Here is a 21453-nt window from a genome sequence, read left to right on the forward strand (position 1 = left end):
CCGCGATGCTGCATAACGTCTCCGATCTCGACCTGCGCCTGCTGCGCATCTTCGCCTGCGTGGTGCGCTGCGGCGGCTTTTCCGCCGCCCAGGGCGAACTGGGCATGGGCCAGTCGACCATCAGCACTCACATCGCCAGCCTGGAGACGCGCCTGGGCTACCGCCTGTGCGAACGCGGCAAGAGCGGTTTCCGCCTGACCGAGAAGGGCGAGCGGGTGCTCGACTACGCGCAGAACCTGTTCGCCGCGCTGGGCGACTTCCGCGACCAGGTGCAATCCCTGGCCGGGCGTCTGGTGGGGGAGCTGCACCTGGGCCTGGCCGACAACATCGCCACCCTCCCCGATGCGCGAATCCACCAGACCCTGGCGCGCTTCAACCGCCGCGACCAGGACGTGCGCCTGCATTTCCTCATCGAATCCTCCAGCGAACTGGAGCGCCTGGTGCTCAGCGGCCGCCTGCACCTGGCCATCGCCTGCTTCAGCCGGCGCCTGCCCAACCTGCGCTACGAACCGCTGTACCACGAGCGGGTAGCAGTGTTCTGCGGGCGCGAACATCCGCTCTTCACCCAAGACGTGAAGGACGCAGGCGAACTGGAAAGCTGCAACTGGATTCAGCACGGTTACGCCGTGGCCGACGTGCAACTGCCGGCCGACCCTCAGCGCAGCACGGCCTTCGCCCAGCACATGGAAGCAGTGCTGCACGCCGTACGCGCCGGCACACACCTGGGCTACCTGCCCACCCACTACGCCGAGCGCTGGGTCGAACAGGGCGAAATGCGTGCGCTGCTGCCGGACAGCCTCGGCTACGGCATCACCCACAGCCTGGTGGTACGCGACGAGCCGGGACACAACGAAGCGCTCCAGGCGCTGGTCGAGGACCTGCGCCGGGAGCACGGGGTGACACCGCTCAGCGCGGCGCGGTGATGTGCTTGATGTCGAAGAACGCCGACAGCCCCCACGGGCCCAGCTCGCGGCCGATGCCGCTGCGCTTGCCGCCGCCCCAGGAAGTCTGCGGGAACACCACTTGCGGCGAGTTCAGCCAGACATTGCCGGCTTCCAGATTCTCGGCAACGCGCTGGGCGCGCGCGAGATCGGCGCTGCACACGGTGGCCGCCAGGGCGAAGTCGCTGTCGTTGGCCTGAGCCAGGGCATCCGCTTCATCAGCGAAGGTGCGTACACAGAGCACCGGACCGAAGATTTCCTCGCGCCACAGGCGGCTGTCCGCCGGCACGTCGGTATAGACGGTCGGCTGGATGAACCAGCCCTCGCCCGCCTCGCCACCGGTCAGGCAAGCCAGGCCTTCATCGCGGGCCACTGCGAAGTAGTCGAGCACCTTGCGGTACTGCGCCTCGCTGGTCATCGGGCCCATGTCGGTTTCGCCCAGCAGCGAGTTGCCGACACGCAGGCCTTCCACCGCGACCTTCAGCTTCGCCAGCAACGGCGCGGCGATGGATTCCTGCACCAGCAGGCGCGAGGTGGCGGAGCACATCTGCCCGGCGTTCCAGAACACGCCGGCGATGATCCACTGCACGGCCTCATCCATATCGCAGTCCTCGAACACCAGGATCGGCGACTTGCCACCCAGCTCCAGGCCCACCGGCAGAGTGCGCGCGGCGGCGGCTTCCATGACCTTGCGGCCGACGGCGTTGCTGCCGGTGAAGGACAGCTTGGCGATGCCCGGATGGCTGCACAGGGCGGCGCCAGCATCGGCCAGGCCCGGCACCAGGTTCAGCACGCCAGCCGGCAGGCCGATGGCGTCGGCGATCTCACCCAGTACCAGCTCGATAAGTGGAGTGATCTCCGAGGGCTTGAGCACCACGGTGCAGCCCGCGGCCAGGGCCGGCGCGACTTTCCAGGCGCTGGTCACCAGCGGGAAGTTCCACGGCACGATCAGGCCGACCACGCCGATGGGCTCCAAGCGCGTCTGCGAGCGGTAGCCGGCGTCCGGCAGGGCGACTTCGGCGTTCTGCCGGGCGTCCAGCTGGTCGGCCAGTTCGGCGTAGTAGGCGAAAGTGGCGATGGCGTCGCCGATATCGATTTCCGCTTCCAGGCGCGGCTTGCCGCTGGCCTGCATCTGCAGGGTGATCAGCGCTTCGCTGCGGGCTTCGAGCTGCTCGGCGAAGGCGCGCAGATAGCCGGCACGCTGGGCGGCGCTGGTCAGGCGCCAGTCGGCGAAGGCGCGCTGGGCGGCAGCGACGGCGCGCTCCACGTCGGACACACCGGCGCAGGCGACTTCCGGCAGCGCTTCACGGGTGGCAGGAGCGATCGGGCGCAGGACGGCGCCGCTGTCAGCGGGCTGCCATTGGCCATCGATATAAAGGAGACGGGACATGCGAACCTCGGGCGGTTGTCTGGTGAGGCTCGCAGGATAGGCGGGGCATGCATCGGCAAAAATGCACGTCAGCCCATGCATGCATCGATCCATCTCGATGCATGCATGGGCGTAGGAGCGGACTCCGTCCGCGATCGACTCGCCGCCGCTCCGCTCAACCCAGGAGTTGTGGCCAGCCCATCGCGGACAGAGTCCGCTCCTACGCGCGTGCGGGATTCAGTGCCGGAAGCCCATCGCGGACGGAGTCCGCTCCTACGATAGCGACAGCGCGCCCATCGGCGCAGGCGAGTGCAGAGCTCATTGCGGGAACTGAGCGCGCATCCACGCCAGGTATTCAGCAGCGCCCGCCTCGCCTTCGCGCGGCGCCCACTGCCCGCGCTCGTCCTCGCCCAGCGGCACGAAGGGGCCGGCCTTGGCTTCGAACATGATGCTGTCCGGCTCCAGCGCCACGATGGCGTGGAAGGTGCCCGGCGGCAGGTCCGCACCGACGCATTCGCCGCCCGCGCGCAGCACGCGGGTGGTCAGCAGCTCGCCGCTGTCGGAGAAGATCAGCAGGCCCAGCGCGCCCTTAACCACCAGCAGGCTTTCGCCCTTGTCGGGGTGACGGTGGCAATGCGGCGGGATGTAGCTGTCCGGCTGCAGCGCATTGAGCAGGCGATGGCAGGGCTCGCTCTGCTCATGGAAGTTGTGGTTCTGCCGGCGCCGGGGGCTGGCGGCGGCGCGGGCCGCGACCTCGTCGAACAGCGCGCTGTCGAGGAAACGCGGCCCGCTCATCTTCAAAGACCTTTAACAGCGAAGATGCCGGCGGCGTTGCGCCAGTAGCCCTTGTAGTCCATGCCGTAACCGAAGATGTAGCGGTCGATGCAGGACAGGCCCACGTAGTCGGCCTTCAGGTCCGGACGGGCCTTGCGGTCGTGGTCCTTGTCGATCAGCACGGCGGTGTGCACGCGCTTGGCGCCGGCATGCTTGCAGAAGTCCATGATCGCCGAGAGGGTGTGCCCTTCGTCGAGGATGTCGTCGATGATCAGCACTTCGCGGTCGATGAAGGAGATTTCCGGCTTGGCCTTCCAGAACAGCTCGCCGCCGGTGGTCTCGTTGCGGTAACGGGTCGCATGCAGGTAGGAGGCTTCCAGCGGGAAATTCAGCAGCGGGAGCAGCTTGCCGGAGAAGATCAGGCCGCCGTTCATCACGCAGAACACCACCGGGTTGGTATCGGCCAGGGAGCCGTTGATGGCCTCGGCCACACGGGCGATGGCGGCCTCTACCTCGGCGTTGGTGTACAGGCAGTCGGCTTCGGCCATGACTTGGCGAATGTGCGCGAGATCGACGGACATGGGGGTTCTCCCGTGAAAAAGTGCGCAAAGGTACCTATCGGCGTGCCACGGAGCAAGGGTCAGCGGACGAATGTCGCCGACAATCGTGGCCCAAGGTAGCTAGGATGCATTACGCTACCGCAATTTTTTTGCCAGCCCGTCCGGAGAACCCGTCCATGCCCGTCCTCGAGATCCGCCATCCCCTGATCCGCCACAAGCTCGGACTGATGCGTCGCAACGATATCAGCACCAAGAATTTCCGCGAGCTGGCCCAGGAAGTGGGCGCCCTGCTGACCTACGAGGCGACCAAGGACCTGCCGCTGGAAAACTACGAGATCGAAGGCTGGGCGGGCCCGGTGCAGGTGGAGAAGATCGCCGGCAAGAAGATCACCGTGGTGCCGATCCTGCGCGCCGGCATCGGCATGCTCGACGGCGTGCTCAGCCTGATCCCGGGCGCCAAGGTCAGCGCCGTGGGCGTGGCACGCAACGAGGAAACCCTCGAAGCGCACACCTACCTGGAAAAGCTCGCGCCGGATATCGCCGAGCGCCGCTCGCTGATCATCGACCCGATGCTCGCCACCGGCGGCTCCATGGTCGCCACCATCAACCTGCTGAAGAAAGCCGGCAGCAAGGACATCCGCGCCATGGTGCTGGTAGCGGCGCCGGAAGGCATCAAGGCAGTCAACGATGCGCATCCGGACGTGCTCATCTATACCGCCTCCATCGACCAGTGCCTGAACGAGAGCGGCTACATCATGCCGGGCCTGGGCGATGCCGGTGACAAGATCTTCGGCACCAAGCAGAAGGACACCTGATCCATGGCCGATGAATACAACGATCCGCTGTGGCGGCAGATCATCTCCGGCGCGCAGATGCTCTTCGTCGCCTTCGGCGCACTGGTGCTGATGCCGCTGATCACCGGCCTGGACCCCAACGTCGCGCTGTTCACCGCCGGCTTCGGCACCCTGATGTTCCAGATCGTCACCGGCCGCCAGGTGCCGGTGTTCCTGGCCTCGAGCTTCGCCTTCATCACCCCGATCATCCTCGCCAAGGGCCAGTTCGGCCTGGCGGCGACCATGGGCGGCGTGGTGGCGGCAGGCTTCGTCTACACCTTCCTGGGCCTGGCGGTGAAGATCAAGGGCACCGGTTTCATCGACCGCCTGCTGCCGCCGGTGGTGATCGGTCCGGTGATCATCTCCATCGGCCTGGCCATGGCGCCGATCGCTGCCAACATGGCCATGGGCAAGGCCGGTGACGGCGCCGAGCTGATTCCCTACAAGACCGCCATGCTGATCTCCATGCCGGCGCTGCTGACCACCCTGATCGTCGCGGTGTTCGGCAAGGGCATGCTGCGCCTGGTGCCGATCATCGCCGGCGTGCTGGTGGGTTATGGCCTGGCCTTCGCCTTCGGCGTGGTCGACATCGCGAAGATCGTCGCCGCGCCCTGGCTGGAACTGCCGAAGTTCACCGCGCCGGAATTCAACTGGCAGGCCATCCTGTTCATCGTCCCGGTGGCGCTGGCTCCGGCCATCGAGCACATCGGCGGCGTGATCGCCGTGGGCGGCGTGACCGGCAAGAACTACCTGAAGACCCCGGGCCTGCACCGCACCCTGCTGGGCGACGGCATCGCCACCTCCACCGCCGGCCTGTTCGGCGGCCCACCCAACACCACCTACGCGGAAGTGACCGGCGCGGTGATGCTGACCAAGAACTACAACCCGAAGATCATGACCTGGGCGGCGGTGTTCGCCATCGGCCTGGCCTTCGTCGGCAAGTTCGGCGCCATCCTGCAGAGCATCCCGGTACCGGTGATGGGCGGCATCCTCTGCCTGCTGTTCGGCACCATCGCCTCGGTGGGCATGAACACCCTGATCCGCCACAAGGTCGACCTGTCCCAGGCGCGCAACCTGTGCATCGTCTCGGTGACCCTGGTGTTCGGCATCGGCGGCGTGCTGATCGGCACGGGCACCGGCCCGGACGACTTCGGCCTGAAGGGCATCGCCCTGTGCGCCATCGTCGCGATCCTGCTGAACCTGATCCTGCCCGGCGAGGAAGGCTGGGAGAACAAGGCGCTGGAGCAAGTCTCCGAAGCGCCCTCCACCGTCTCCCCACCTGAGAAATCCGCCGAGTGAACCCTGGGCGCCGCCTGGCGGCGGCGCCTGCCCACTCAAAGTCGGGCGAACGCAACCTGCCGATCAGGGTCCATTGCCCATGGCCGTTCGCTCCCGACAGGAGGCTCTCCCTATCCGCTTCGCTTCGATGACTTCGCAGGTCCCCGCGCAGGTGCAGCCGTGAGCCGTGCCGCGTGGCTGTTGCTCGGCCTGATCGGCGCTTCGCTCATCCCGCTGGCCCTCGGTGGCCGGGAGATGCTCGATCACGTCCTGGCCTTCCCCCGCGACCAGTTGCTGATGATGTTCGGCATGATCTGCCTGTGCTGGCTGATCAACGCGCAGAAGCTGCGCGTGCTGCTCAACGGCCGCGCCGGGGAAATCGGCAAGGTACGTTCGGTGGGCATCATCATGGCCTCGGAGTTCGCCTTCTATGCCACCCCCGGCGGCACCGGCGGTCCGCTCACCCTGATGGCGCTACTGGCCCGCCACGGCATGCGCCCGGCCCACAGCAGCGCGATCTTCGCCGTGGACCAGCTGAGTGACCTGCTGTTCTTCCTCTGCGCACTGGCGGCCGTGCTGGTATGGGCGCTGTCCCACAGCGTCAGCCCGAACCTGGAGACCTCGCTGATCACCAGCGGCGTGCTGCTGGGCGGGATCTTCTTCGGCGTGGTGCTGCTGGCGCGCTTCCAGCGCCGTGTGATCAAGGCCAATGGCCGGCTGTTCCAGCGCCTGGGCATGAAACCGCGCACGCGCCTGCACTGGGCGCGCAAGGCCCTGCATTTCCGCGACACCCTGGTGAGCTGCCTGCGCCAGCCCAAGCGCCGGCTGCTGCTGATCTTCTTCTTCACCTGCTGCCACTGGGTCCTGCGCTTCTCGGTGCTCTACATCACCTTGAGGGCGCTGGGCGTCGATCTGCACTGGGCCTGGGCCTTCCTGATCCAGCTGCTGTCGCTGGCGGCCGGCCTGGCCACGCTGCTGCCCGGCGGCGCTGGCGGCACCGAGCTGACCAGCGCCGCACTGCTCGCCCCGCTGGTGGGCAAGTCGACGGCGGCCGCGGCCATCCTGATCTGGCGCGTGGTGACCTACTACTTCTATCTGGTGATGGGCGCGCCGGTGTTCGCCGTGATGGCAGGGCGGCCGCTGCTGCGCAAGCTGATCGGCCTGCGTGAGCGCGCCTGAGGCTCAGTCACTGGAGGGCGGGGCGTCGTCGCCAGGTGCCGGCTTGAGCGAATCCCAGAGCTCGGCGGCGCCGGGGAACTCGGTGCCGTCCTCTTCGCTCAGCGCGTCGGGATCGTAGCGGCTGGTACAGCCTTCGCCCAGGGTGGGCGGCGGGGTGGCGGTGCCGGGGTTCTTCGGGTCGCTCATGCGGGCGGGCTCCATCGAGCGCAGCGCCCGCCGTCAGCGACGGCGGGAGCCTGCGAAAGTACCCAGTCTAGCGCGGGTGGATCAGTCGAACACCACGGTCTTGTTGTCGTGCACCAGCACGCGGTCTTCTAGGTGGTAGCGCAGGCCGCGGGCCAGCACCAGCTTCTCCACGTCCTTGCCCAGGCGTACCAGGTCCTCGATGTTGTCGCGGTGGCTGATGCGCACCACGTCCTGCTCGATGATCGGGCCGGCGTCCAGCTCCTCGGTGACGTAGTGGCAGGTCGCGCCGATCAGCTTCACGCCGCGCAGCGACGCCTGGTGATAAGGCTTGGCGCCGACGAAGGAGGGCAGGAAGCTGTGGTGGATGTTGATCACCTGGTGGCGATACTTCTGGCACAGGTCCGGCGGCAGGATCTGCATGTAGCGCGCCAGCACCACGTTGTCGGCCTGGTGTTCGTCGATCAGGCGCGACACCTGTTCGAAGGCCGGCTGCTTGTTCTTCGGGTCCACCGGGACATGGAAGTAAGGGATGCCGTGCCATTCCACCATGCTGCGCAGGTCATCGTGGTTGGCGATCACGCAGGGAATCTCGCAGTCGAGCTCGCCGCTGTGCCAGCGGTGCAGCAGGTCGGCCAGGCAGTGCGACTCACGGCTGGCCATCAGCACCACGCGCTTCTTCACCGAGGAATCGGTGATCCGCCATTCCATGAAGAACTCGCGGGCAATCGGCGCGAAGGCCTGGCGGAAACCGTCGAGGTCGAACGGCAGGGAATCGGCACGAATCTCATGCCGCATGAAGAACCAGCCGTTATCGTTGTCGGAATGGTGACTGGCCTCGGTGATCCAGCCGTTGTAAGTGGCCAGGAAATTACTCACCTTGGCGACGATGCCGACCCCGTCGGGGCAGGCGATCACCAGTCGGAAAGTGCGCATGGGTGTACTCCAGATACTTCGCGAAGGCCGCCATTCTAGCGGCTGCGGGGGAAAAGTTCAGCCATTCGCGAACAGCCCCGACGGGTGTCAGCAGGGGCGCTTCGCAAGTGCATCGGTTTAATACCGACGAATGAACTACTTAAATACTTTGGCAATTACTCACAAAACTTTGCCCGAGGATTTACTTGAACAACTTCGCTGACTATTATGTCTGCTACAAACTATCCGCCACCGCTGGCCCAGAACAAGGTACCCAACATGTCGCTGATCAACGAGTACCGCGCTACCGAAGAAGCCATCAAGGAACTTCAGGAGCGCCTGAAATCCCTGGAGCAGGACGACAAGCTGAAAAAAGAGCTGGAGTTCGAAGAGAAACTTCGTGCGCTGATGGCCAGCTACGGCAAGTCCCTGCGCGATGTCATCGCCCTGCTCGATCCGGACGCGAAACTCTCCAAGTCGCCGCGCGCCGCCAAGACCACCGTGAGCAAGCGCGCTCGCAAGGTCAAGCAATACAAGAACCCGCACACCGGTGAAGTCATCGAAACCAAGGGCGGCAACCACAAGACCCTTAAGGAATGGAAAGCCAAGTGGGGCGCCGAGGCCGTTGAAGGCTGGGCCACGCTGCTGGGCTGAGGCCTTCGCGGAATTAAGGAACGCCAGCCTTCGGGCTGGCGTTTTTTATTGTCCGCCAAACAACCACGGCGCTATGGGCAATAGCGCTCGCGCAATGCAAGGGCATACTTTTCCCACTCTTCCAGCAGCAGACGTCCGCCCGGCGTGGCATTCACCAGCTGTTCGTGCATTGCCGCCGCGAAGTTATCCAGTGTATTCGGCGCGCCCCACTGCGCATCGCTCAGGCGAGCCCGGCAGAAGTCCCGCCATTGTTGCTGTTGTGCGACATCCAAAGTTTCCGGGAAATTGCGCGCGCGATAACGGAAGAGAAGTTCCGGCAGGCGTGGGTCATCGAAGGGCCATTGTTCTTTTGCCAACCGTTGCGGATCGGCCTGGCGTACCTGTTCACACAATCGACGATCCCGATCGCCAATGAATCCGTCATACAACTGCTGCTCGGGGTCTTCGCTGCCGGCGAAACTTTCCTCGGTATACAACGGCGCCAGTTTGTCCTGCCAGATCGCCTTGGCCTGAACCAGGGTCTGCGCGGACTGCAGGCAGGCGTCCAGGTCCAGGCCGACGCGTTCGCGATCCTGTGGGCGCAGCACGGTGAGCGGCGCCACCACCGGGCACTTGTTGATATGCAGCAGCTTCAGCGGTACCGGCGACTCGCCTTCGGCCAGTTCGTCGCGGCGCGTGTAGAGACGCTTGCGCAGGGTCTCGGCATCCAGCTCCAGCAACGGCGCCACATCGGCCGCCAGGTCGCAGACGATCAGCGCATTGCGGTTGCGCGGGTGCCAGCCCAGGGGCAGCACCACGGACAGGTAATGGCGAGCGCCACCGAACATGCCGGAGATGTGCACCAGCGGCTCCAGTAGCCGCACCTGGTCCAGCACGGCCTGCTTGCTGCGCAGGCGGTACAGGTAGTCGTAGAGCCGGGGCTGGCGCTCGCGCACCAGGCGCGCCAGGGCGATAGTGGCGCGCACGTCGGACAGCGCATCGTGGGCCTGACCGTGGTCGATGCCGTTGGCCGCGGTGAGCCGCTCCAGCTTGAGACTGACCAGGCCGTCCTGTTCCGGCCAGACGATGCCCTCGGGACGCAACGCGTAGGCGGTGCGCATCATGTCGATCAGGTCCCAGCGACTGTTGCCGCCCTGCCACTCGCGGGCGTAGGGATCGAAGAAATTGCGGTAGAGGCTGTAGCGCGTCACTTCGTCGTCGAAGCGCAGGGTGTTGTAGCCCGCCACGCAGGTGCCGGGTTGCGCCAGTTCGGCATGCAGGCGGGTCATGAACTCCGCTTCGCCCAGGCCTTGCTCCAGGTGCCGCGGCGTGATGCCGGTGATCAGGCAGGCTGCCGGATGCGGGAGGATGTCGTCGCTCGGGCGGCAGTAGAGGTTGAGCGGCGCGCCGATCTCGTTGAGCGCCTCGTCGGTGCGGATGCCCGCCACCTGTAGCGGCCGGTCGCGGCGCGGATCGATACCGGTGGTTTCGTAGTCGTACCAGAAGATGCTGGCGTTCATCGTTTTTCCTTGCCTGCAAGCGAGTGCGTCGCAGTCTAACAGTGCTGAGCGACACACTTCCAAAGCACGGCGCTGGCTCCGGGCCAGCCGCCGCCTTTATGATGGCGGTCGCAAGGACAGCCACTGGAAAGGATTTCCACCATGCAAGAACTGACTGCGCAGAGTCCGTACAGCGCACCGCTGAGCAATCTGCAACCCGGCACCCCGTCGGGTACCGCGCCCTCGATAGCCGACGCCCTCGCCCGCGGCTACGACTTCAGCATCAACGAACTGCTGGGCGAATCCTGGCGCCGTACCAAAGGCAGCAAGGGCCTGATCCTCAGCGGCTTCCTGGTGTTCTACGCGGCCATCTTCGCCCTGATCAACGTACTCAGCCTGTTCCTGGCCGTCGTCGGCGTAGCCGGTATCGCCGGGATGGGCCTGCTGTCGGGCGGCGAGCCCGCTGGCGGCATGGCGGTCGGCGCAGTCGTCGCCTTCCTCTTCGCCTCGCTGCTGCTGAGCTTCGTCGCCAGCGCGATCTGCTACCCGCTGCTGGCCGGCGTGAACATGCTCGGCATCCGCCGCGCGGCCGACCAGCCGCTGCGCTTCAACGAAATCTTCAGCCACTTCGGACGCACCTTCCAGGTGGTGGTCTGCGTGCTGCTGAGCACCCTGCTGATCAGCATCGGCTACTTCCTCTTCGTGCTGCCGGGCATCTACCTGAGCATCGCCTACCTGCTGGCGGTGCCGCTGGTGGTGGAGCGCGGCCTGTCGCCCTGGGCGGCGCTGGAAGCCTCGCGCCGGGCCATCGGCCAGCACTGGTTCAAGGTCTTCGGCGTGCTGCTGGTATTCGCCGTGCTGTTCGGCCTGAGCCTGCTGACCCTGGGCATCGCCCTGATCTGGCTGCTACCGTGGTTGATCGTCTGCATCGGCGTGCTGTATCGCATCATCTTCGGTGTGCTGCCGGCCAAGGACTGAACGCCCGAAGAGCCGCACCGCTCTTTCGTCACAACAAGGAACGCCCTCGGCCGCGGTCGAGGTCACCGGCATTAGCCTGCCATTGGAAAGCCCTGCGACCTCAGGTCGCCCGCCCCCGGAGCAGAGAGATGAGCACCGAAACCACTCCCAACCCCTTCGCCACACCCATCAGTACCCTGCAAGACCCCGTCGCCAACGGCAGCGTGCCGAGCATCGAGGAAGCGCTGGCCCGCGGCTACGACTTCTCCATCGGCGACCTGATCAGCGAGGCCTGGCAGCGCGTCAGCGGCATCAAGGGCCTGGTCATCGCCGGCTTCATCGTCTATGTGGTGATCGTCCAGGCCATCAGCTTCGCCCTCGGCCTGGTCATCGGCCTGGGCGCCTTGGCCAGCGGCAGCGAGGGTGGCGTCGGGATGGCCGTGCTGCAGATGCTGGTGGGGGTCTTTGCCGCCGCCATCGGCTATCCCTTCCTGGCCGGCATCAACATGCTCGGCATCCGCCGCGCCGCCGACCAGCCGGTCTCCTTCAACGAGATGTTCAGCCACTTCGGGCTGTTCGTCCCGCTGGTCATCACCGGCCTGGTGATGACCCTGCTGGTGTACCTGGGCCTGCTGCTCCTGGTGCTGCCGGGCATCTACCTGAGCGTCGCCTACCTGCTGGCGATTCCGCTGGTGGTGGAGCGCAAGCTCAGCCCCTGGCAGGCGCTGGAAGCTTCGCGCAAGGCGATCAGCCAGCACTGGTTCAAGGTCTTCGGGCTGTTCCTGGTGCTGGGCATCATCCTCATCGTCAGCGCCATCCCGCTGGGCATCGGCCTGGTCTGGACCCTGCCGCTGTCTATCGTTGCCATCGGCGTGCTGTACCGCACCATTTTCGGCGTACTGCCGCCGGCCAACTGAAGACTTCGGCCTGATCCCGCCAGCGCGGTTGCCTCGCCGCACCGCGCTGGCTAGCATCTGGCCCTCAGCCATAGACAGCGATTTCCCTTGAGCGCAGCCGCCTCCCCTGCCCACGCCCCCGTCCTGGATACCCGCTACCACGTGGAGACCCCGGAAGGCATCGACCTGCTGCTGCGTCCCGCCGGCGTCGTGCCACGGGCCCTGGCCTACCTCATCGACCTGGGCATCCGCGGCCTGCTGATGGTCGCCCTGTTCATGCTGCTGGCCTTCCTCGGCCAGCTCGGCACCGGCCTGGGGCTGATCCTCACCTTCATCCTGACCTGGTGGTACATGGTGCTCTTCGAGGTGCTCAACCAGGGGCGCTCGCCCGGCAAGCAGATGATCGGCCTGCGCGTGGTACACGACGACGGCACCCCGGTGGGCTGGTCCGCCTCGCTGCTGCGCAACCTGTTGCGCTTCGCCGATATCCTGCCGTTCGCCTACACCCTGGGCCTGCTCAGCTGCCTGTCGAATTCGGGCTTCAAGCGCCTGGGCGACCTCGCCGCCGGCACCCTGGTGATCTACCGCGACCCGCCGCCGAGCCGGCCGCAGGTATCGGAGACCACTCCGGAGCTGGCGCCCTGGCCGCTGAGCCTGGAAGAACAGCGCGCGCTGATGGGCTTCGCCGAGCGCGCCACCCAGCTGTCCGCCGCGCGCCGCGAAGAGCTCGCGGCGATCCTCGCGCAACCGCTGGGCGTCTCCCCGGCGCAGGCCGAAGCGCGGCTGAACGGGATCGCCAGCGGCCTGCTCGGCAACGGGACGGGCCGTCCATGAAGCAGGCGTTCTTCGAACAGCGTCACCAGACCAGCTGGAAACGTTTCGCCAAGCGCCTGGAGCAGCTGGAAAGCGGCAAACGCCAGGAGCCCACGGAAAAACCCGAGGACTTCGCCGCCGATTACCGGCGCGTCTGCCAGCAGCTCGCCCTGGCCCAGGAGCGTGGCTACAGCAGCCACCTGATCGACCAGCTGCAACAGCTCGCCATGCGCGGGCACCAGCAGTTCTACCGCCACCGCAGTCACCTGGGCGCACGCATCCTCGGCTTCCTGGTGGCCGGCTTCCCGCGCCTGGTGCGCGAGGAATGGCGCTGCATCGCCGTGGCCAGCCTGCTGTTCTACGGAAGCCTGCTGCTGATGGGCCTGCTGGTCTACCACTTCCCCGACCTGGTCTACAGCATGATGGCGCCCGATCGCGTCGCCGAGATGGAATCGATGTACGACCCCGGCGCCTCGCGCCTGGGCACCCTGAGCGAGCGCGACGCCGGGGATGACTGGCAGATGTTCGGCCACTACATCATGAACAACATCGGCATCGCCTTTCAGACCTTCGCCAGCGGCCTGCTGTTCTGCGTCGGCAGCCTGTTCTTCCTGCTCTTCAACGGGCTGGTGATCGGCGCGGTGGCCGGCCACCTGACCCAGGTCGGCTACATCGACACCTTCTGGTCCTTCGTCATCGGCCACGGCGCCTTCGAACTGACCGCCATCACCTTTGCCGGCGGCGCCGGGCTGAAGCTGGGCTGGGCGCTGCTCTCCCCTGGCCGCCTGAGTCGCCTGGAAGCGCTGCGCCAGGCCGCCGCCCGCGCGGTACAGCTGATCGGCGGGGTGATCCTGATGCTGTTGATCGCCGCCTTCGTCGAGGGCTACTGGTCCTCGGTCACGCACTTCTCGGCGCAGGTGAAATACATCGTCGGCGCCTGCCTGTGGCTGCTGGTGGCCTGCTACTTCCTCTTCGCCGGACGCCAACGCCATGCGCCTGACTGACGCCAGCGTCGCCATCCGTCCACGCAGCGCCTGGGAAGCGCTGGACCTGGGCATCCTCCTGGCGCGCCGGCATGCCGGTGTGCTGATGGCCAGCTGGGCGCTGGTCACCCTGCCGGTGTTCGTGCTGCTCTCCGTGCTGCTGTGGAACCACTCCAGCTGGGCGATCCTGATCTTCTGGTGGCTCAAGCCGGCCTTCGAGCGGCTGCCGCTGTACATCCTCTCGCGCGCCCTGTTCGGCGATGCGCCGACGCTCAGGGAAGCACTCAAGGCCTTCCCTCGCCTGCTCAAGCCGCAGCTGATCGCCAGCCTGTTCTGGCGCCGCCTCAGCCCGACGCGCAGCTTCGACCTGCCGGTACTGCAGCTCGAAGGCCTCAAGGGCCAGGCGCGCAGCCAGCGCCTGGTGGTGCTCGGCCAGCGCAACGCCGGCGGCGCCACCTGGCTGACCGTGGTCGGCATGCATTTCGAGCTGGCCCTGTGGCTGGGGCTGACCGTGCTGATGTACCTGATGCTGCCGCAGCAGTGGGTCGACGACTGGGAGTGGAAGTCGCTGATCAGCGCCGCCGAAGGCCAGTGGGCGTGGCTGGAGCACCTGAGCAACCTGGTCTACGCGCTGCTGCTGATCGTCTGGGAGCCGGTCTACGTCGCCTGCGGCTTCACCCTCTACCTCAACCGCCGCACCGAGCTGGAAGCCTGGGACATCGAGCTGATCTTCCGCCGCCTGCGCCAGCGTCTGATCGGCAGCGCCTACGCCTTGCTGCTGGTAGTGGCCGGCGCCTTCGCCCTGCTTCCCGGCAACCCGGCCCTGGCGGCCGGCGCCGCTATCGGTCACGACGGCGCCAGCGCCAGCCAGATCTGCCCGGTGCCCGACCAGAACCCCGACGGCCCGCAGGGCGCGCGCCTGACCCAGCAGAAGCTGAACAGCGAGGACTCGCGCCAGGCCGCCGAGAAGATTCTCGCCGCCCCGCCCTTCCGCAATGACGAGAAGGTCACCGGCTGGCGGCTGCACGAAAAGGAAGACAAGACCAAGCCCACCGACAAGGACGAGGAAAAACGCCTGAAGAGCTTCTTCGACGGCCTCAAGGGCTGGGGCGTGCTCAAGTCCGCCGCCCAGGGCATCGAAGTGCTGCTCTGGGGCCTGCTGTTCGCCGCCATCGCCCTGCTGATCTGGCGCTACCGGCAGTGGCTGCGACTGTTCGTCGGGCGCATCGGCCTGCCGCAGAAGCCGCGCCGCGAAACCCCGGCCGTGCTGTTCGGCCTGGAGCTGGCGCCCGAGACCCTGCCCAGCGACGTCGCCAGCGAGGCCGAACGGCTCTGGGACGAACAACCGCGCGCCGCCCTCGGCCTGCTCTACCGCGCCCTGCTCAGCCGCCTGCTGCACGACTTCCGCGTACCGTTGCGCGAGTCCACCACCGAAGGCGAGGTGCTGCAGCGCGTGGCCGGGCTGGAAGACCCGTCGCTGGACGACTTCGCCCGCACCCTGACCCAGCAATGGCAAGCCCTCGCCTACGGCCACCAGGCACCGCCGGAAAGCTTCAAGCAACGCCTGTGCGGTGAGTGGCGCAGCCTGTTCGGCAGCGAGGTGCGGCCATGAAGCGCGGTAATCTCGCCTTGCTGGTGCTGCTGGGCGTCTTCCTGCTGGGCGGCCTGGGCTACTACCTGTACCGCAACCTGGAGCCCTACACCGAGACCGTGGAGCACGGCCCCTCGCCGGAGGCACGCGCCAATCAATACCTGGCCGCCGAGCTGTACCTGCGTGGGCGCGGCGTACGGGTATCCACCGCCAGCGGCATCGAGGTGCTCGACCAGCTGCCTGCCCAGGGCCAGACCCTGATCCTGCTCGGCAGCCGGGAAAACCTCACGCCCACCCAGACCAGCCGGCTGCTCGACTGGACCCGCCGCGGCGGCCACCTGATCGTCACCGCCGAGCGCCTGTGGGACGAGGACGAAGGCAAGAGCGGCGACCTGCTGCTCGACTCGCTCGGCGTGCAGCAATTCCTCACCGAGGACCTGAACAAGGACAAGGCCAAGGACGCAGAGCCGGCCGATACCGACGGCGAGCAGGCCGACAGCGCGGCCGGCGCGCCGGCGGCGGAGCCACAGCATCCCGCCCCATCCGCCGCCGACGAGGAAGAGAGCGAGCCCTATCCGCAACTGACCAAGCTCTACCTGGAAAACGAAAAGGCGCCGGCCTACATCGACTTCGATACCGACTACCACCTGTTCGATGCGAAGAACCTCGCCTACGCCTGGGCCAACAGCGCCGACGCCACCCACCTGCTGCAGCTGCAGCAGGGCCAGGGTCTGGTCACCGTGCTGACCGACAACTGGATCTGGCAGAACGGCCAGCTCGAGGACTACGACAACGCCTGGCTGCTCTGGTACCTGACCCAGGACAGCGCCGTCACCCTGGTCAACCGCACCGACGGCGCCAGCCTGTTCGTCCTGCTCGTGCGCTACTTCCCGCAGGCGCTGGCGGCAGCCTTGCTGCTGCTGGCCCTGGTACTGTGGCGCAGCGGCCTGCGCCAGGGGCCGCTGCAGCCCAACCCGGATCGCAGTCGCCGACAACTGGAAGAACACCTGCGCGCCGGCGCCGACTTCATTCTCCGCCAGCGCGGCCAGCTCGCCCTGCTGCAGGGCCTGCAACGTGACGTGATGCGCCGGGCCCGGCAGCGCCAGCCCGGCTTCGACCGCCTGCCGGTCGCCGAACAATGGCAAGCCCTCGGCCGCATGACACGCCAGTCGGCCAGCGCCATCAGCCAGGCCATGCGCCCCTACCCGCAACAGCGCATGGCCGTCGCCGAATTCACCCGCCAGGTCGCGCACCTGCAAAGCCTCAGGAATGCCCTATGAGCGAACAGACGCCGGATCAATCCAACCCCTCCAGCACCGCCCCCAACCCGGCAGCCCAGCGCCAGCGCGCCAGCCAGCTGGCCCAGGCGCTGCGCCACGAACTGCAGAAGGCCCTGATCGGCCAGCAGGCGGTGATCGACGACGTGCTCACCGCCCTGCTCGCCGGCGGCCACGTGCTCATCGAAGGCGTCCCCGGCCTGGGCAAGACCCTGCTGGTGCGCGCCCTCGCCCGCTGCTTCGACGGCGGCTTCGCGCGCATCCAGTTCACCCCCGACCTGATGCCCAGCGACGTCACCGGCCACGCCGTGTACGACCTGGCCACCGAGCAGTTCAAGCTGCGCAAGGGCCCGGTGTTCACCCACCTGCTGCTGGCCGACGAGATCAACCGCGCCCCGGCCAAGACCCAGGCCGCGCTGCTGGAAGTGATGCAGGAGCGCCAGGTCACCCTGGAAGGCCGCGCCCTGGCCGTGCCGCAACCGTTCATGGTGCTGGCCACGCAGAACCCCATCGAGCAGGAAGGCACCTACCCGCTGCCCGAAGCCGAGCTCGACCGCTTCATGCTCAAGCTGCGCATCGACTATCCGCTGGAGGCCGAGGAGCAGACCCTGGTGCGCCAGGTCACCCGTTCCGCGCGCAGCGACATGCTCGACGTGGCGCCGATGCGCGCCCTGCTCAAGGACAAGGACGTGCTGGCGCTGCAGAAGATCGCCGCCGACCTGCCCATCGACGACCAGGTGCTCGACTACGCCGTGCGCATCGCCCGCACTACCCGCAACTGGCCGGGCCTGGCGCTGGGCGCCGGGCCGCGCGCGTCCATCGCCCTGGTGCGTTGCGCCCGCGCCCGCGCGCTGCTGCGCAGTGGCGACTTCGTGATCCCGGACGACGTGAAAGGCAGCGCCCTGGCCGTGCTGCGCCACCGCGTGCGGCTGTCGCCGGAACTGGAGATCGAAGGCCTGTCGGTGGACCAGGTACTGCAACAGCTGCTCGACCAGGTACCGGCGCCGCGCGTATGAAGCCATCGCGCGCACTGCTCGCGCTGCTCGGCATCCTGCTGGCGCTGGCCGTCGCCCTGGGCGCGGCCCAGGCGCTGGACGCCGCCCCGGCCTTGCTCGGTCGCCTCTGGTGGGGCGCGCTCTGCGCGCTGATCCTGCTGGCAACTGCCGATGCCCTCTGGCTGCGCCGCACGCCCTCGCCCGAACTCAGGCGTCAGCTCAGCGGCAACCTGCCGCTGGGGCGCTGGAGCGAGGTGCGCCTGCAGTTCCATCATCGCTACGCCCAGCCGCAACGCATCACGGTGTTCGACCACCTGCCCGCCGGCATGGACTTCGAATACCTGCCGCAGACCGTGGAGCTGCACCCCGGCGAGCAGACCGAACTGGGTTATCGCGTGCGTCCGCTGGCGCGCGGGCACTTCGTCTTCCAGCGCTGCGAGATCGAGCTGTCCAGCCCGCTGCGCCTGTGGAAGGGCCGACGCTACCTGGAGCAGCGCGACGAGACCCGCGTCTACCCCGACTTCGCCCGCCTCTATGGCGCCGAGCTGATGGCCGTGGACCACTGGCTCAACCGCATCGGCGTACGCGCCGGACAGCGTCGCGGCCTCGGCCTGGATTTCCACCAGCTGCGCGAATTCCGCGACGGCGACACCCTGCGGCAGATCGACTGGAAGGCCACCGCACGCAAGCGCACGCCCATCGCCCGCGAATACCAGGACGAGCGCGACCAGCAGATTCTCTTCCTGCTCGACTGCGGCCGGCGCATGCGCAGCCACGATGGCGACCTCTCGCACTTCGACCACTCGCTCAACGCCAGCCTGTTGCTGGCCTACGTCGCCCTGCGCCAGGGCGATGCGGTGGGCCTGATGACCTTCGCCGGCGACCAGCCGCGCCACCTGCCACCGGCCAAGGGCAGCGCCCAGCTCAGCGCGCTGCTCAACGGCGTCTACGACCTGCGCAGCAGCCAGCGCCCGGCGGACTATCCCGCCGCCGTGCAGGAAGTGCTCACGCGCCAGCGTCGCCGCGCCCTGGTGGTGATAGTCACTAACCTGCGCGACGAGGACGACGAGGAACTGGTGGCCGCGGTGAAACGCCTGGGGCGCCAGCACCGGGTGCTGGTGGCGAGTCTGCGCGAGGAAGTGCTGGACCGCCTGCGGCAGGCGCCGGTGGAAGGTTTCGAGGAGGCCCTGGCCTACTGCGGCGCGGTGGATTACCTGAACGCCCGCGCCGGCCTGCACGAGAAACTGGCAGCCCACGGCGTGCCGGTACTGGACACGCGGCCGAGCCAGCTGGGGCCGGAACTGATCAGCCGCTACCTGGGCTGGAAGAAGGCGGGCGCGCTCTAGGGTCCGGGCATCACGTGGACGGCAGGAGCGGCTCGCGGCACATCACCGCGAATGCTCATGCGCCCTACGACGGATTCAGCGAACCTTCTGCCCTGCGACGCCGGTCAGGTCGGTCAGCGCGTCTTGCGCTTCAGACCGACTCCACCTGCCGGCGAAAACTGAAATAACGGCGCAGCGCGTCCACCAGCTCGACGTAGTCGCCCGGTGGCGACGCCAGGCTGAAGCCGGAATCGTAGTTGCCAGGATTGACGTCTTCGCGGCACCACTGGCAGGTCGCGGTGAACTCGATCAACTGCAGCTTGCCGTCGTGCCCGGGAATCTTCAGGCGCATGTCGAAACGGCCGCCCACCAGCATCGGCAGCTGGCTGATCAACAGCAGCCCATCCAGCGACACATTGCCCAGGTAGCCCATCGGTTTGTCGGTGATGCTGTTGAACACCTTCAGATAGTAAGGCAGCTGATGGCGCTCGATATGTCGTTGATGACGCATAATGGCGTTTCGCTATGAGATATCGTCCAGTATGACGATGCTGCCCGCCGTGGGCCAGTCCTAACGACAACCTTCCGCCAGCCGAGCGCTCAGCGCCTGACGAGCGGCGTCAACCTGTGCATCGCTGTAGTAAGTCCTTTCACCGCTGCCATCCTGCGTGAAGTAGCGCCCGCCATGACTGATCGACTTCAGGTCATGGCGCCACTTCGCGCACTGCTGATCCAGCTGGGCCTGCTGCTGGGCCGCCCGACTCTGGGCGGCGGCGCTTTCATCACGGCGTGCGTCGTAGAAGCGGCGGGTACGTTCCTCCCGCTCGCGGGTAGCCTCGTCACGTTCGACGACCTGCGGCTTGACCTCGACGCGTTGTGCCCCTGGCGGCGGTGTTTCGCTGAAATGCACCTTGCCCTGGGCGTCGGTCCAGCGATAGATATCCGCTGAAGCGAGCAGAGGGAACCACAGGGCGCAAAGCCACAGGGCACGCATTCGAACCTCCTCCGTGAAGTCACTCAACAGATTAGCCAGCTATCGGCCTTGCTCAAGTCGGCCTTTGACCACTGGTCAGGGAGCCGGGGTCAGGGAGCGGCCGGGACAGTGCGCACATCACTGGGCAGGCGGCCGTTCAGCCGCAGCGTTTCCAGCCTGGCCTTGGCCCGGTAAGCATACTCGCTGGTGGGGTAGCGGGCGATGATGAACTGGTAGGTCTGCGCCGCATCCACGTAGAACTTCTCGCGCTCCAGGCACTGGCCGCGCAGCATGGAGATTTCCGGCTGGATCCACGGCCGTGCGCGGGCCTTGCGCTCGGTCTCCGAAAGTTCCAGCTGCACGCGCTGGCAATCGCCGCTCTTGTACGCGCGATAGGCGTTGTTCAGGTGATAGTTCATCGACCAGCTGGTGCAGCCGGTAACACTCAGCGCCAGCAGCGCGAGGAAAAGGGTTCGCATGGGCATATCCTCCGTTGGGAAGTGTATCGGCCCGTCTTGGCCGTACTGTAGCCCGCCACTAGACTCACGTGGACTTCGCCCCGGCGCAAAGGAGCTGCCATGCGTTTCGCTCACCCCCTGTCGCTTGCCCTGCTGCTGCCCTGGCTCGCCGCCTGCGCCCCGACCACGCCGCTGTTCGTCGCCCAGATCACCACCGGCGAGGTCGCCGAATACAAGCAATTGAAGAACAAGCGCATGACCGCCGCGGTGGAGGAGGAAGGCGACCTGCTGACCTACAGCGCCCAGGCCATCCGCGACGGCAAGAGTGCCGACGCCGAGAAGCTCTACCTCACCGGCTACGACAACACCCGCTACGGCCCGGAGGTGCGCGCCATCGCGCTGTACCAGATCGGCCTGATCTACATGAGCAGCTACAACGACCAGCGCGACGACGCCAAGGCGCTCGACTACTTCCAGCGCATCGACCGCGAGTTCCCCGGCACCAAAGCCGCCGAGCACGCCGACGTCCGCGAAAAGCTCATCGCCCAGCGCGCCAGGGAACCGGTGCAGAAGAGCGCCAAGCAACTGCTGGCCGACTGGCAGCCGCAGTACAACCTGGACCTGAACAAACCCACCCTCGACCCGGACATGACCCTGCTGTCGCGCCGCGCCGTGCTCAAGGGCCGCGTCGACGAGGCCGCGCAGCTCTACCTGCTGGGCGCCAACGACCCGGCCATCCCGGCGGACATCCGCGAGAAGGCGCTGTATCAGCTGGGACTGATGTACATGGCGCCGGACAACCCGCATCCGGACCGCGAGAAGGCCATCGCCTACCTGCGCCGCCAGCTCGCCGAATTCCCCAGCGGCGAACTGGCCGACAAGGGCGCCCGCCACCTCGACCGCGCACTGAACCAGAGCGCACCGCGCAGCTGAACCGGCGCGCCGCTGAGCCACGTCAAGGCACGTGGTCGGCGTCAGTGTCTACGCTTGCTCTGCATTGAGCGCAGAGCAAGCGAGGACT

The 21453-nt window shown here is 66.9% G+C and carries 23 protein-coding genes; 14 read left to right on the forward strand and 9 right to left on the reverse strand.

Features of this window, described 5'->3' with window-relative positions:
- Positions 1–5 precede the first annotated feature (5 nt).
- A complete protein-coding gene (locus HNP46_RS23645) occupies positions 6–923 on the forward strand; it encodes a LysR family transcriptional regulator (RefSeq protein WP_184593859.1) in 918 nt (305 codons plus the stop codon).
- Here HNP46_RS23645 and HNP46_RS23650 read toward each other — a convergent pair.
- From HNP46_RS23650 to HNP46_RS23660, 3 genes are all read right to left on the reverse strand, one after another.
- Complete coding sequence (locus HNP46_RS23650) at positions 907–2331, reverse strand: aldehyde dehydrogenase family protein (protein WP_184593861.1); 1425 nt, start codon at positions 2329–2331, stop codon at positions 907–909. The genes HNP46_RS23645 and HNP46_RS23650 overlap by 17 nt on opposite strands.
- A gap of 297 nt (positions 2332–2628) precedes the next feature.
- On the reverse strand, positions 2629–3105 hold the full coding sequence (locus HNP46_RS23655; RefSeq protein WP_184593863.1) for a WbuC family cupin fold metalloprotein: 477 nt from the start codon (positions 3103–3105) through the stop codon (positions 2629–2631).
- Between the two features lie 2 nt (positions 3106–3107).
- Entirely contained in the window at positions 3108–3665 is a 558-nt protein-coding gene (locus HNP46_RS23660; RefSeq protein WP_017519718.1) for a hypoxanthine-guanine phosphoribosyltransferase, read from the reverse strand.
- 155 nt (positions 3666–3820) lie between these two features.
- Between HNP46_RS23660 and upp the strand changes: the two genes are divergently transcribed.
- The 3 genes from upp (at position 3821) to HNP46_RS23675 (ending at position 6934) form a co-directional block, all read left to right on the forward strand.
- The gene (upp, locus tag HNP46_RS23665) at positions 3821–4459 is read left to right on the forward strand and encodes a uracil phosphoribosyltransferase (protein ID WP_184593865.1); all 639 of its coding nucleotides are present in this window, start codon (positions 3821–3823) and stop codon (positions 4457–4459) included.
- 3 nt (positions 4460–4462) lie between these two features.
- The gene (locus tag HNP46_RS23670) at positions 4463–5776 is read left to right on the forward strand and encodes a uracil-xanthine permease family protein (RefSeq protein WP_184593868.1); all 1314 of its coding nucleotides are present in this window, start codon (positions 4463–4465) and stop codon (positions 5774–5776) included.
- A gap of 159 nt (positions 5777–5935) precedes the next feature.
- Positions 5936–6934 (forward strand): lysylphosphatidylglycerol synthase transmembrane domain-containing protein, encoded by a 999-nt coding sequence (locus tag HNP46_RS23675; RefSeq protein ID WP_184593870.1) that lies wholly within the window; start codon positions 5936–5938, stop codon positions 6932–6934.
- Positions 6935–6937: 3 nt separating this feature from the next.
- Here HNP46_RS23675 and HNP46_RS23680 read toward each other — a convergent pair whose 3' ends face one another.
- Together HNP46_RS23680 and purU are read right to left on the reverse strand one after the other, a co-directional pair.
- Positions 6938–7120, reverse strand: a complete 183-nt coding sequence (locus HNP46_RS23680; RefSeq protein WP_184593872.1) for a hypothetical protein — start codon at positions 7118–7120, stop codon at positions 6938–6940.
- An 81-nt stretch (positions 7121–7201) separates the two neighbouring features.
- Positions 7202–8053 (reverse strand): formyltetrahydrofolate deformylase, encoded by an 852-nt coding sequence (gene purU / locus HNP46_RS23685; RefSeq protein ID WP_184593874.1) that lies wholly within the window; start codon positions 8051–8053, stop codon positions 7202–7204.
- 258 nt (positions 8054–8311) lie between these two features.
- Here purU and mvaT point away from each other — a divergent pair, with 258 nt between their 5' ends.
- On the forward strand, positions 8312–8686 hold the full coding sequence (gene mvaT / locus HNP46_RS23690) for a histone-like nucleoid-structuring protein MvaT (RefSeq protein ID WP_184593876.1): 375 nt from the start codon (positions 8312–8314) through the stop codon (positions 8684–8686).
- 71 nt (positions 8687–8757) lie between these two features.
- Here mvaT and sbcB read toward each other — a convergent pair whose 3' ends face one another.
- Positions 8758–10185: an exodeoxyribonuclease I gene (gene sbcB / locus HNP46_RS23695; protein WP_184593878.1), complete on the reverse strand. Its 1428-nt coding sequence runs from the start codon at positions 10183–10185 to the stop codon at positions 8758–8760.
- Between the two features lie 141 nt (positions 10186–10326).
- Between sbcB and HNP46_RS23700 the strand changes: the two genes are divergently transcribed.
- The 8 genes from HNP46_RS23700 to HNP46_RS23735 all read left to right on the forward strand — a co-directional run bounded on the left by HNP46_RS23700 (position 10327) and on the right by HNP46_RS23735 (position 19022).
- Entirely contained in the window at positions 10327–11142 is an 816-nt protein-coding gene (locus HNP46_RS23700; protein ID WP_184593880.1) for a hypothetical protein, read from the forward strand.
- Positions 11143–11270: 128 nt separating this feature from the next.
- The gene (locus tag HNP46_RS23705; RefSeq protein ID WP_184593882.1) at positions 11271–12038 is read left to right on the forward strand and encodes a hypothetical protein; all 768 of its coding nucleotides are present in this window, start codon (positions 11271–11273) and stop codon (positions 12036–12038) included.
- An 87-nt stretch (positions 12039–12125) separates the two neighbouring features.
- Positions 12126–12851, forward strand: coding sequence for an RDD family protein (locus HNP46_RS23710; protein WP_184593884.1), 726 nt, complete (start codon positions 12126–12128; stop codon positions 12849–12851).
- Positions 12848–13834, forward strand: a complete 987-nt coding sequence (locus HNP46_RS23715; RefSeq protein WP_184593886.1) for a stage II sporulation protein M — start codon at positions 12848–12850, stop codon at positions 13832–13834. The genes HNP46_RS23710 and HNP46_RS23715 overlap by 4 nt, the downstream gene beginning before the upstream one ends.
- Entirely contained in the window at positions 13821–15425 is a 1605-nt protein-coding gene (locus HNP46_RS23720; protein ID WP_184593888.1) for a DUF4129 domain-containing protein, read from the forward strand. The genes HNP46_RS23715 and HNP46_RS23720 overlap by 14 nt, the downstream gene beginning before the upstream one ends.
- Positions 15422–16684 carry a DUF4350 domain-containing protein gene (locus tag HNP46_RS23725; RefSeq protein ID WP_184593890.1) on the forward strand — a complete coding sequence of 421 codons (1263 nt, stop codon included), beginning with the start codon at positions 15422–15424 and terminating at the stop codon, positions 16682–16684. Before HNP46_RS23720 ends, HNP46_RS23725 begins: the two co-directional genes overlap by 4 nt.
- The gene (locus HNP46_RS23730; protein ID WP_184593892.1) at positions 16681–17697 is read left to right on the forward strand and encodes an AAA family ATPase; all 1017 of its coding nucleotides are present in this window, start codon (positions 16681–16683) and stop codon (positions 17695–17697) included. The genes HNP46_RS23725 and HNP46_RS23730 overlap by 4 nt, the downstream gene beginning before the upstream one ends.
- Positions 17694–19022: a DUF58 domain-containing protein gene (locus tag HNP46_RS23735; RefSeq protein ID WP_184593894.1), complete on the forward strand. Its 1329-nt coding sequence runs from the start codon at positions 17694–17696 to the stop codon at positions 19020–19022. The genes HNP46_RS23730 and HNP46_RS23735 overlap by 4 nt, the downstream gene beginning before the upstream one ends.
- Positions 19023–19152: 130 nt before the next feature.
- Here the strand turns inward: HNP46_RS23735 and HNP46_RS23740 are convergent, their stop codons facing one another.
- The 3 genes from HNP46_RS23740 to HNP46_RS23750 all read right to left on the reverse strand — a co-directional run bounded on the left by HNP46_RS23740 (position 19153) and on the right by HNP46_RS23750 (position 20453).
- Positions 19153–19512: a PilZ domain-containing protein gene (locus tag HNP46_RS23740; RefSeq protein WP_184593896.1), complete on the reverse strand. Its 360-nt coding sequence runs from the start codon at positions 19510–19512 to the stop codon at positions 19153–19155.
- A 60-nt stretch (positions 19513–19572) separates the two neighbouring features.
- Complete coding sequence (locus tag HNP46_RS23745) at positions 19573–19995, reverse strand: DUF4124 domain-containing protein (protein WP_184593898.1); 423 nt, start codon at positions 19993–19995, stop codon at positions 19573–19575.
- An 89-nt stretch (positions 19996–20084) separates the two neighbouring features.
- Positions 20085–20453 (reverse strand): hypothetical protein, encoded by a 369-nt coding sequence (locus HNP46_RS23750; protein ID WP_184593900.1) that lies wholly within the window; start codon positions 20451–20453, stop codon positions 20085–20087.
- Between the two features lie 99 nt (positions 20454–20552).
- On the opposite strand from HNP46_RS23750, the gene HNP46_RS23755 reads away from it, so the two are divergent.
- Complete coding sequence (locus HNP46_RS23755; protein WP_184593901.1) at positions 20553–21365, forward strand: tetratricopeptide repeat protein; 813 nt, start codon at positions 20553–20555, stop codon at positions 21363–21365.
- Positions 21366–21453 lie beyond the last annotated feature (88 nt).

Origin of the sequence: Pseudomonas nitroreducens, assembly GCF_014204515.1 — a bacterium.
Taxonomy (GTDB): domain Bacteria; phylum Pseudomonadota; class Gammaproteobacteria; order Pseudomonadales; family Pseudomonadaceae; genus Pseudomonas; species Pseudomonas nitritireducens_A.

Excerpts from the sequence above, each read along its gene's own strand:
- HNP46_RS23650 (WP_184593861.1), bottom strand. The coding sequence starts at position 2,331 with ATGTCCCGTCTCCTTTATATCGATGGCCAATGGCAGCCCGCTGACAGC.
- upp (WP_184593865.1), top strand. The coding sequence starts at position 3,821 with ATGCCCGTCCTCGAGATCCGCCATCCCCTGATCCGCCACAAGCTCGGA.
- HNP46_RS23655 (WP_184593863.1), bottom strand. The coding sequence starts at position 3,105 with ATGAGCGGGCCGCGTTTCCTCGACAGCGCGCTGTTCGACGAGGTCGCG.
- HNP46_RS23660 (WP_017519718.1), bottom strand. The coding sequence starts at position 3,665 with ATGTCCGTCGATCTCGCGCACATTCGCCAAGTCATGGCCGAAGCCGAC.
- HNP46_RS23700 (WP_184593880.1), top strand. The coding sequence starts at position 10,327 with ATGCAAGAACTGACTGCGCAGAGTCCGTACAGCGCACCGCTGAGCAAT.
- sbcB (WP_184593878.1), bottom strand. The coding sequence starts at position 10,185 with ATGAACGCCAGCATCTTCTGGTACGACTACGAAACCACCGGTATCGAT.
- HNP46_RS23750 (WP_184593900.1), bottom strand. The coding sequence starts at position 20,453 with ATGCGAACCCTTTTCCTCGCGCTGCTGGCGCTGAGTGTTACCGGCTGC.
- HNP46_RS23745 (WP_184593898.1), bottom strand. The coding sequence starts at position 19,995 with ATGCGTGCCCTGTGGCTTTGCGCCCTGTGGTTCCCTCTGCTCGCTTCA.
- HNP46_RS23670 (WP_184593868.1), top strand. The coding sequence starts at position 4,463 with ATGGCCGATGAATACAACGATCCGCTGTGGCGGCAGATCATCTCCGGC.
- HNP46_RS23740 (WP_184593896.1), bottom strand. The coding sequence starts at position 19,512 with ATGCGTCATCAACGACATATCGAGCGCCATCAGCTGCCTTACTATCTG.
- HNP46_RS23720 (WP_184593888.1), top strand. The coding sequence starts at position 13,821 with ATGCGCCTGACTGACGCCAGCGTCGCCATCCGTCCACGCAGCGCCTGG.
- HNP46_RS23705 (WP_184593882.1), top strand. The coding sequence starts at position 11,271 with ATGAGCACCGAAACCACTCCCAACCCCTTCGCCACACCCATCAGTACC.
- HNP46_RS23645 (WP_184593859.1), top strand. The coding sequence starts at position 6 with ATGCTGCATAACGTCTCCGATCTCGACCTGCGCCTGCTGCGCATCTTC.
- HNP46_RS23755 (WP_184593901.1), top strand. The coding sequence starts at position 20,553 with ATGCGTTTCGCTCACCCCCTGTCGCTTGCCCTGCTGCTGCCCTGGCTC.
- HNP46_RS23715 (WP_184593886.1), top strand. The coding sequence starts at position 12,848 with ATGAAGCAGGCGTTCTTCGAACAGCGTCACCAGACCAGCTGGAAACGT.
- HNP46_RS23680 (WP_184593872.1), bottom strand. The coding sequence starts at position 7,120 with ATGAGCGACCCGAAGAACCCCGGCACCGCCACCCCGCCGCCCACCCTG.
- HNP46_RS23730 (WP_184593892.1), top strand. The coding sequence starts at position 16,681 with ATGAGCGAACAGACGCCGGATCAATCCAACCCCTCCAGCACCGCCCCC.
- purU (WP_184593874.1), bottom strand. The coding sequence starts at position 8,053 with ATGCGCACTTTCCGACTGGTGATCGCCTGCCCCGACGGGGTCGGCATC.
- HNP46_RS23725 (WP_184593890.1), top strand. The coding sequence starts at position 15,422 with ATGAAGCGCGGTAATCTCGCCTTGCTGGTGCTGCTGGGCGTCTTCCTG.
- HNP46_RS23735 (WP_184593894.1), top strand. The coding sequence starts at position 17,694 with ATGAAGCCATCGCGCGCACTGCTCGCGCTGCTCGGCATCCTGCTGGCG.
- mvaT (WP_184593876.1), top strand. The coding sequence starts at position 8,312 with ATGTCGCTGATCAACGAGTACCGCGCTACCGAAGAAGCCATCAAGGAA.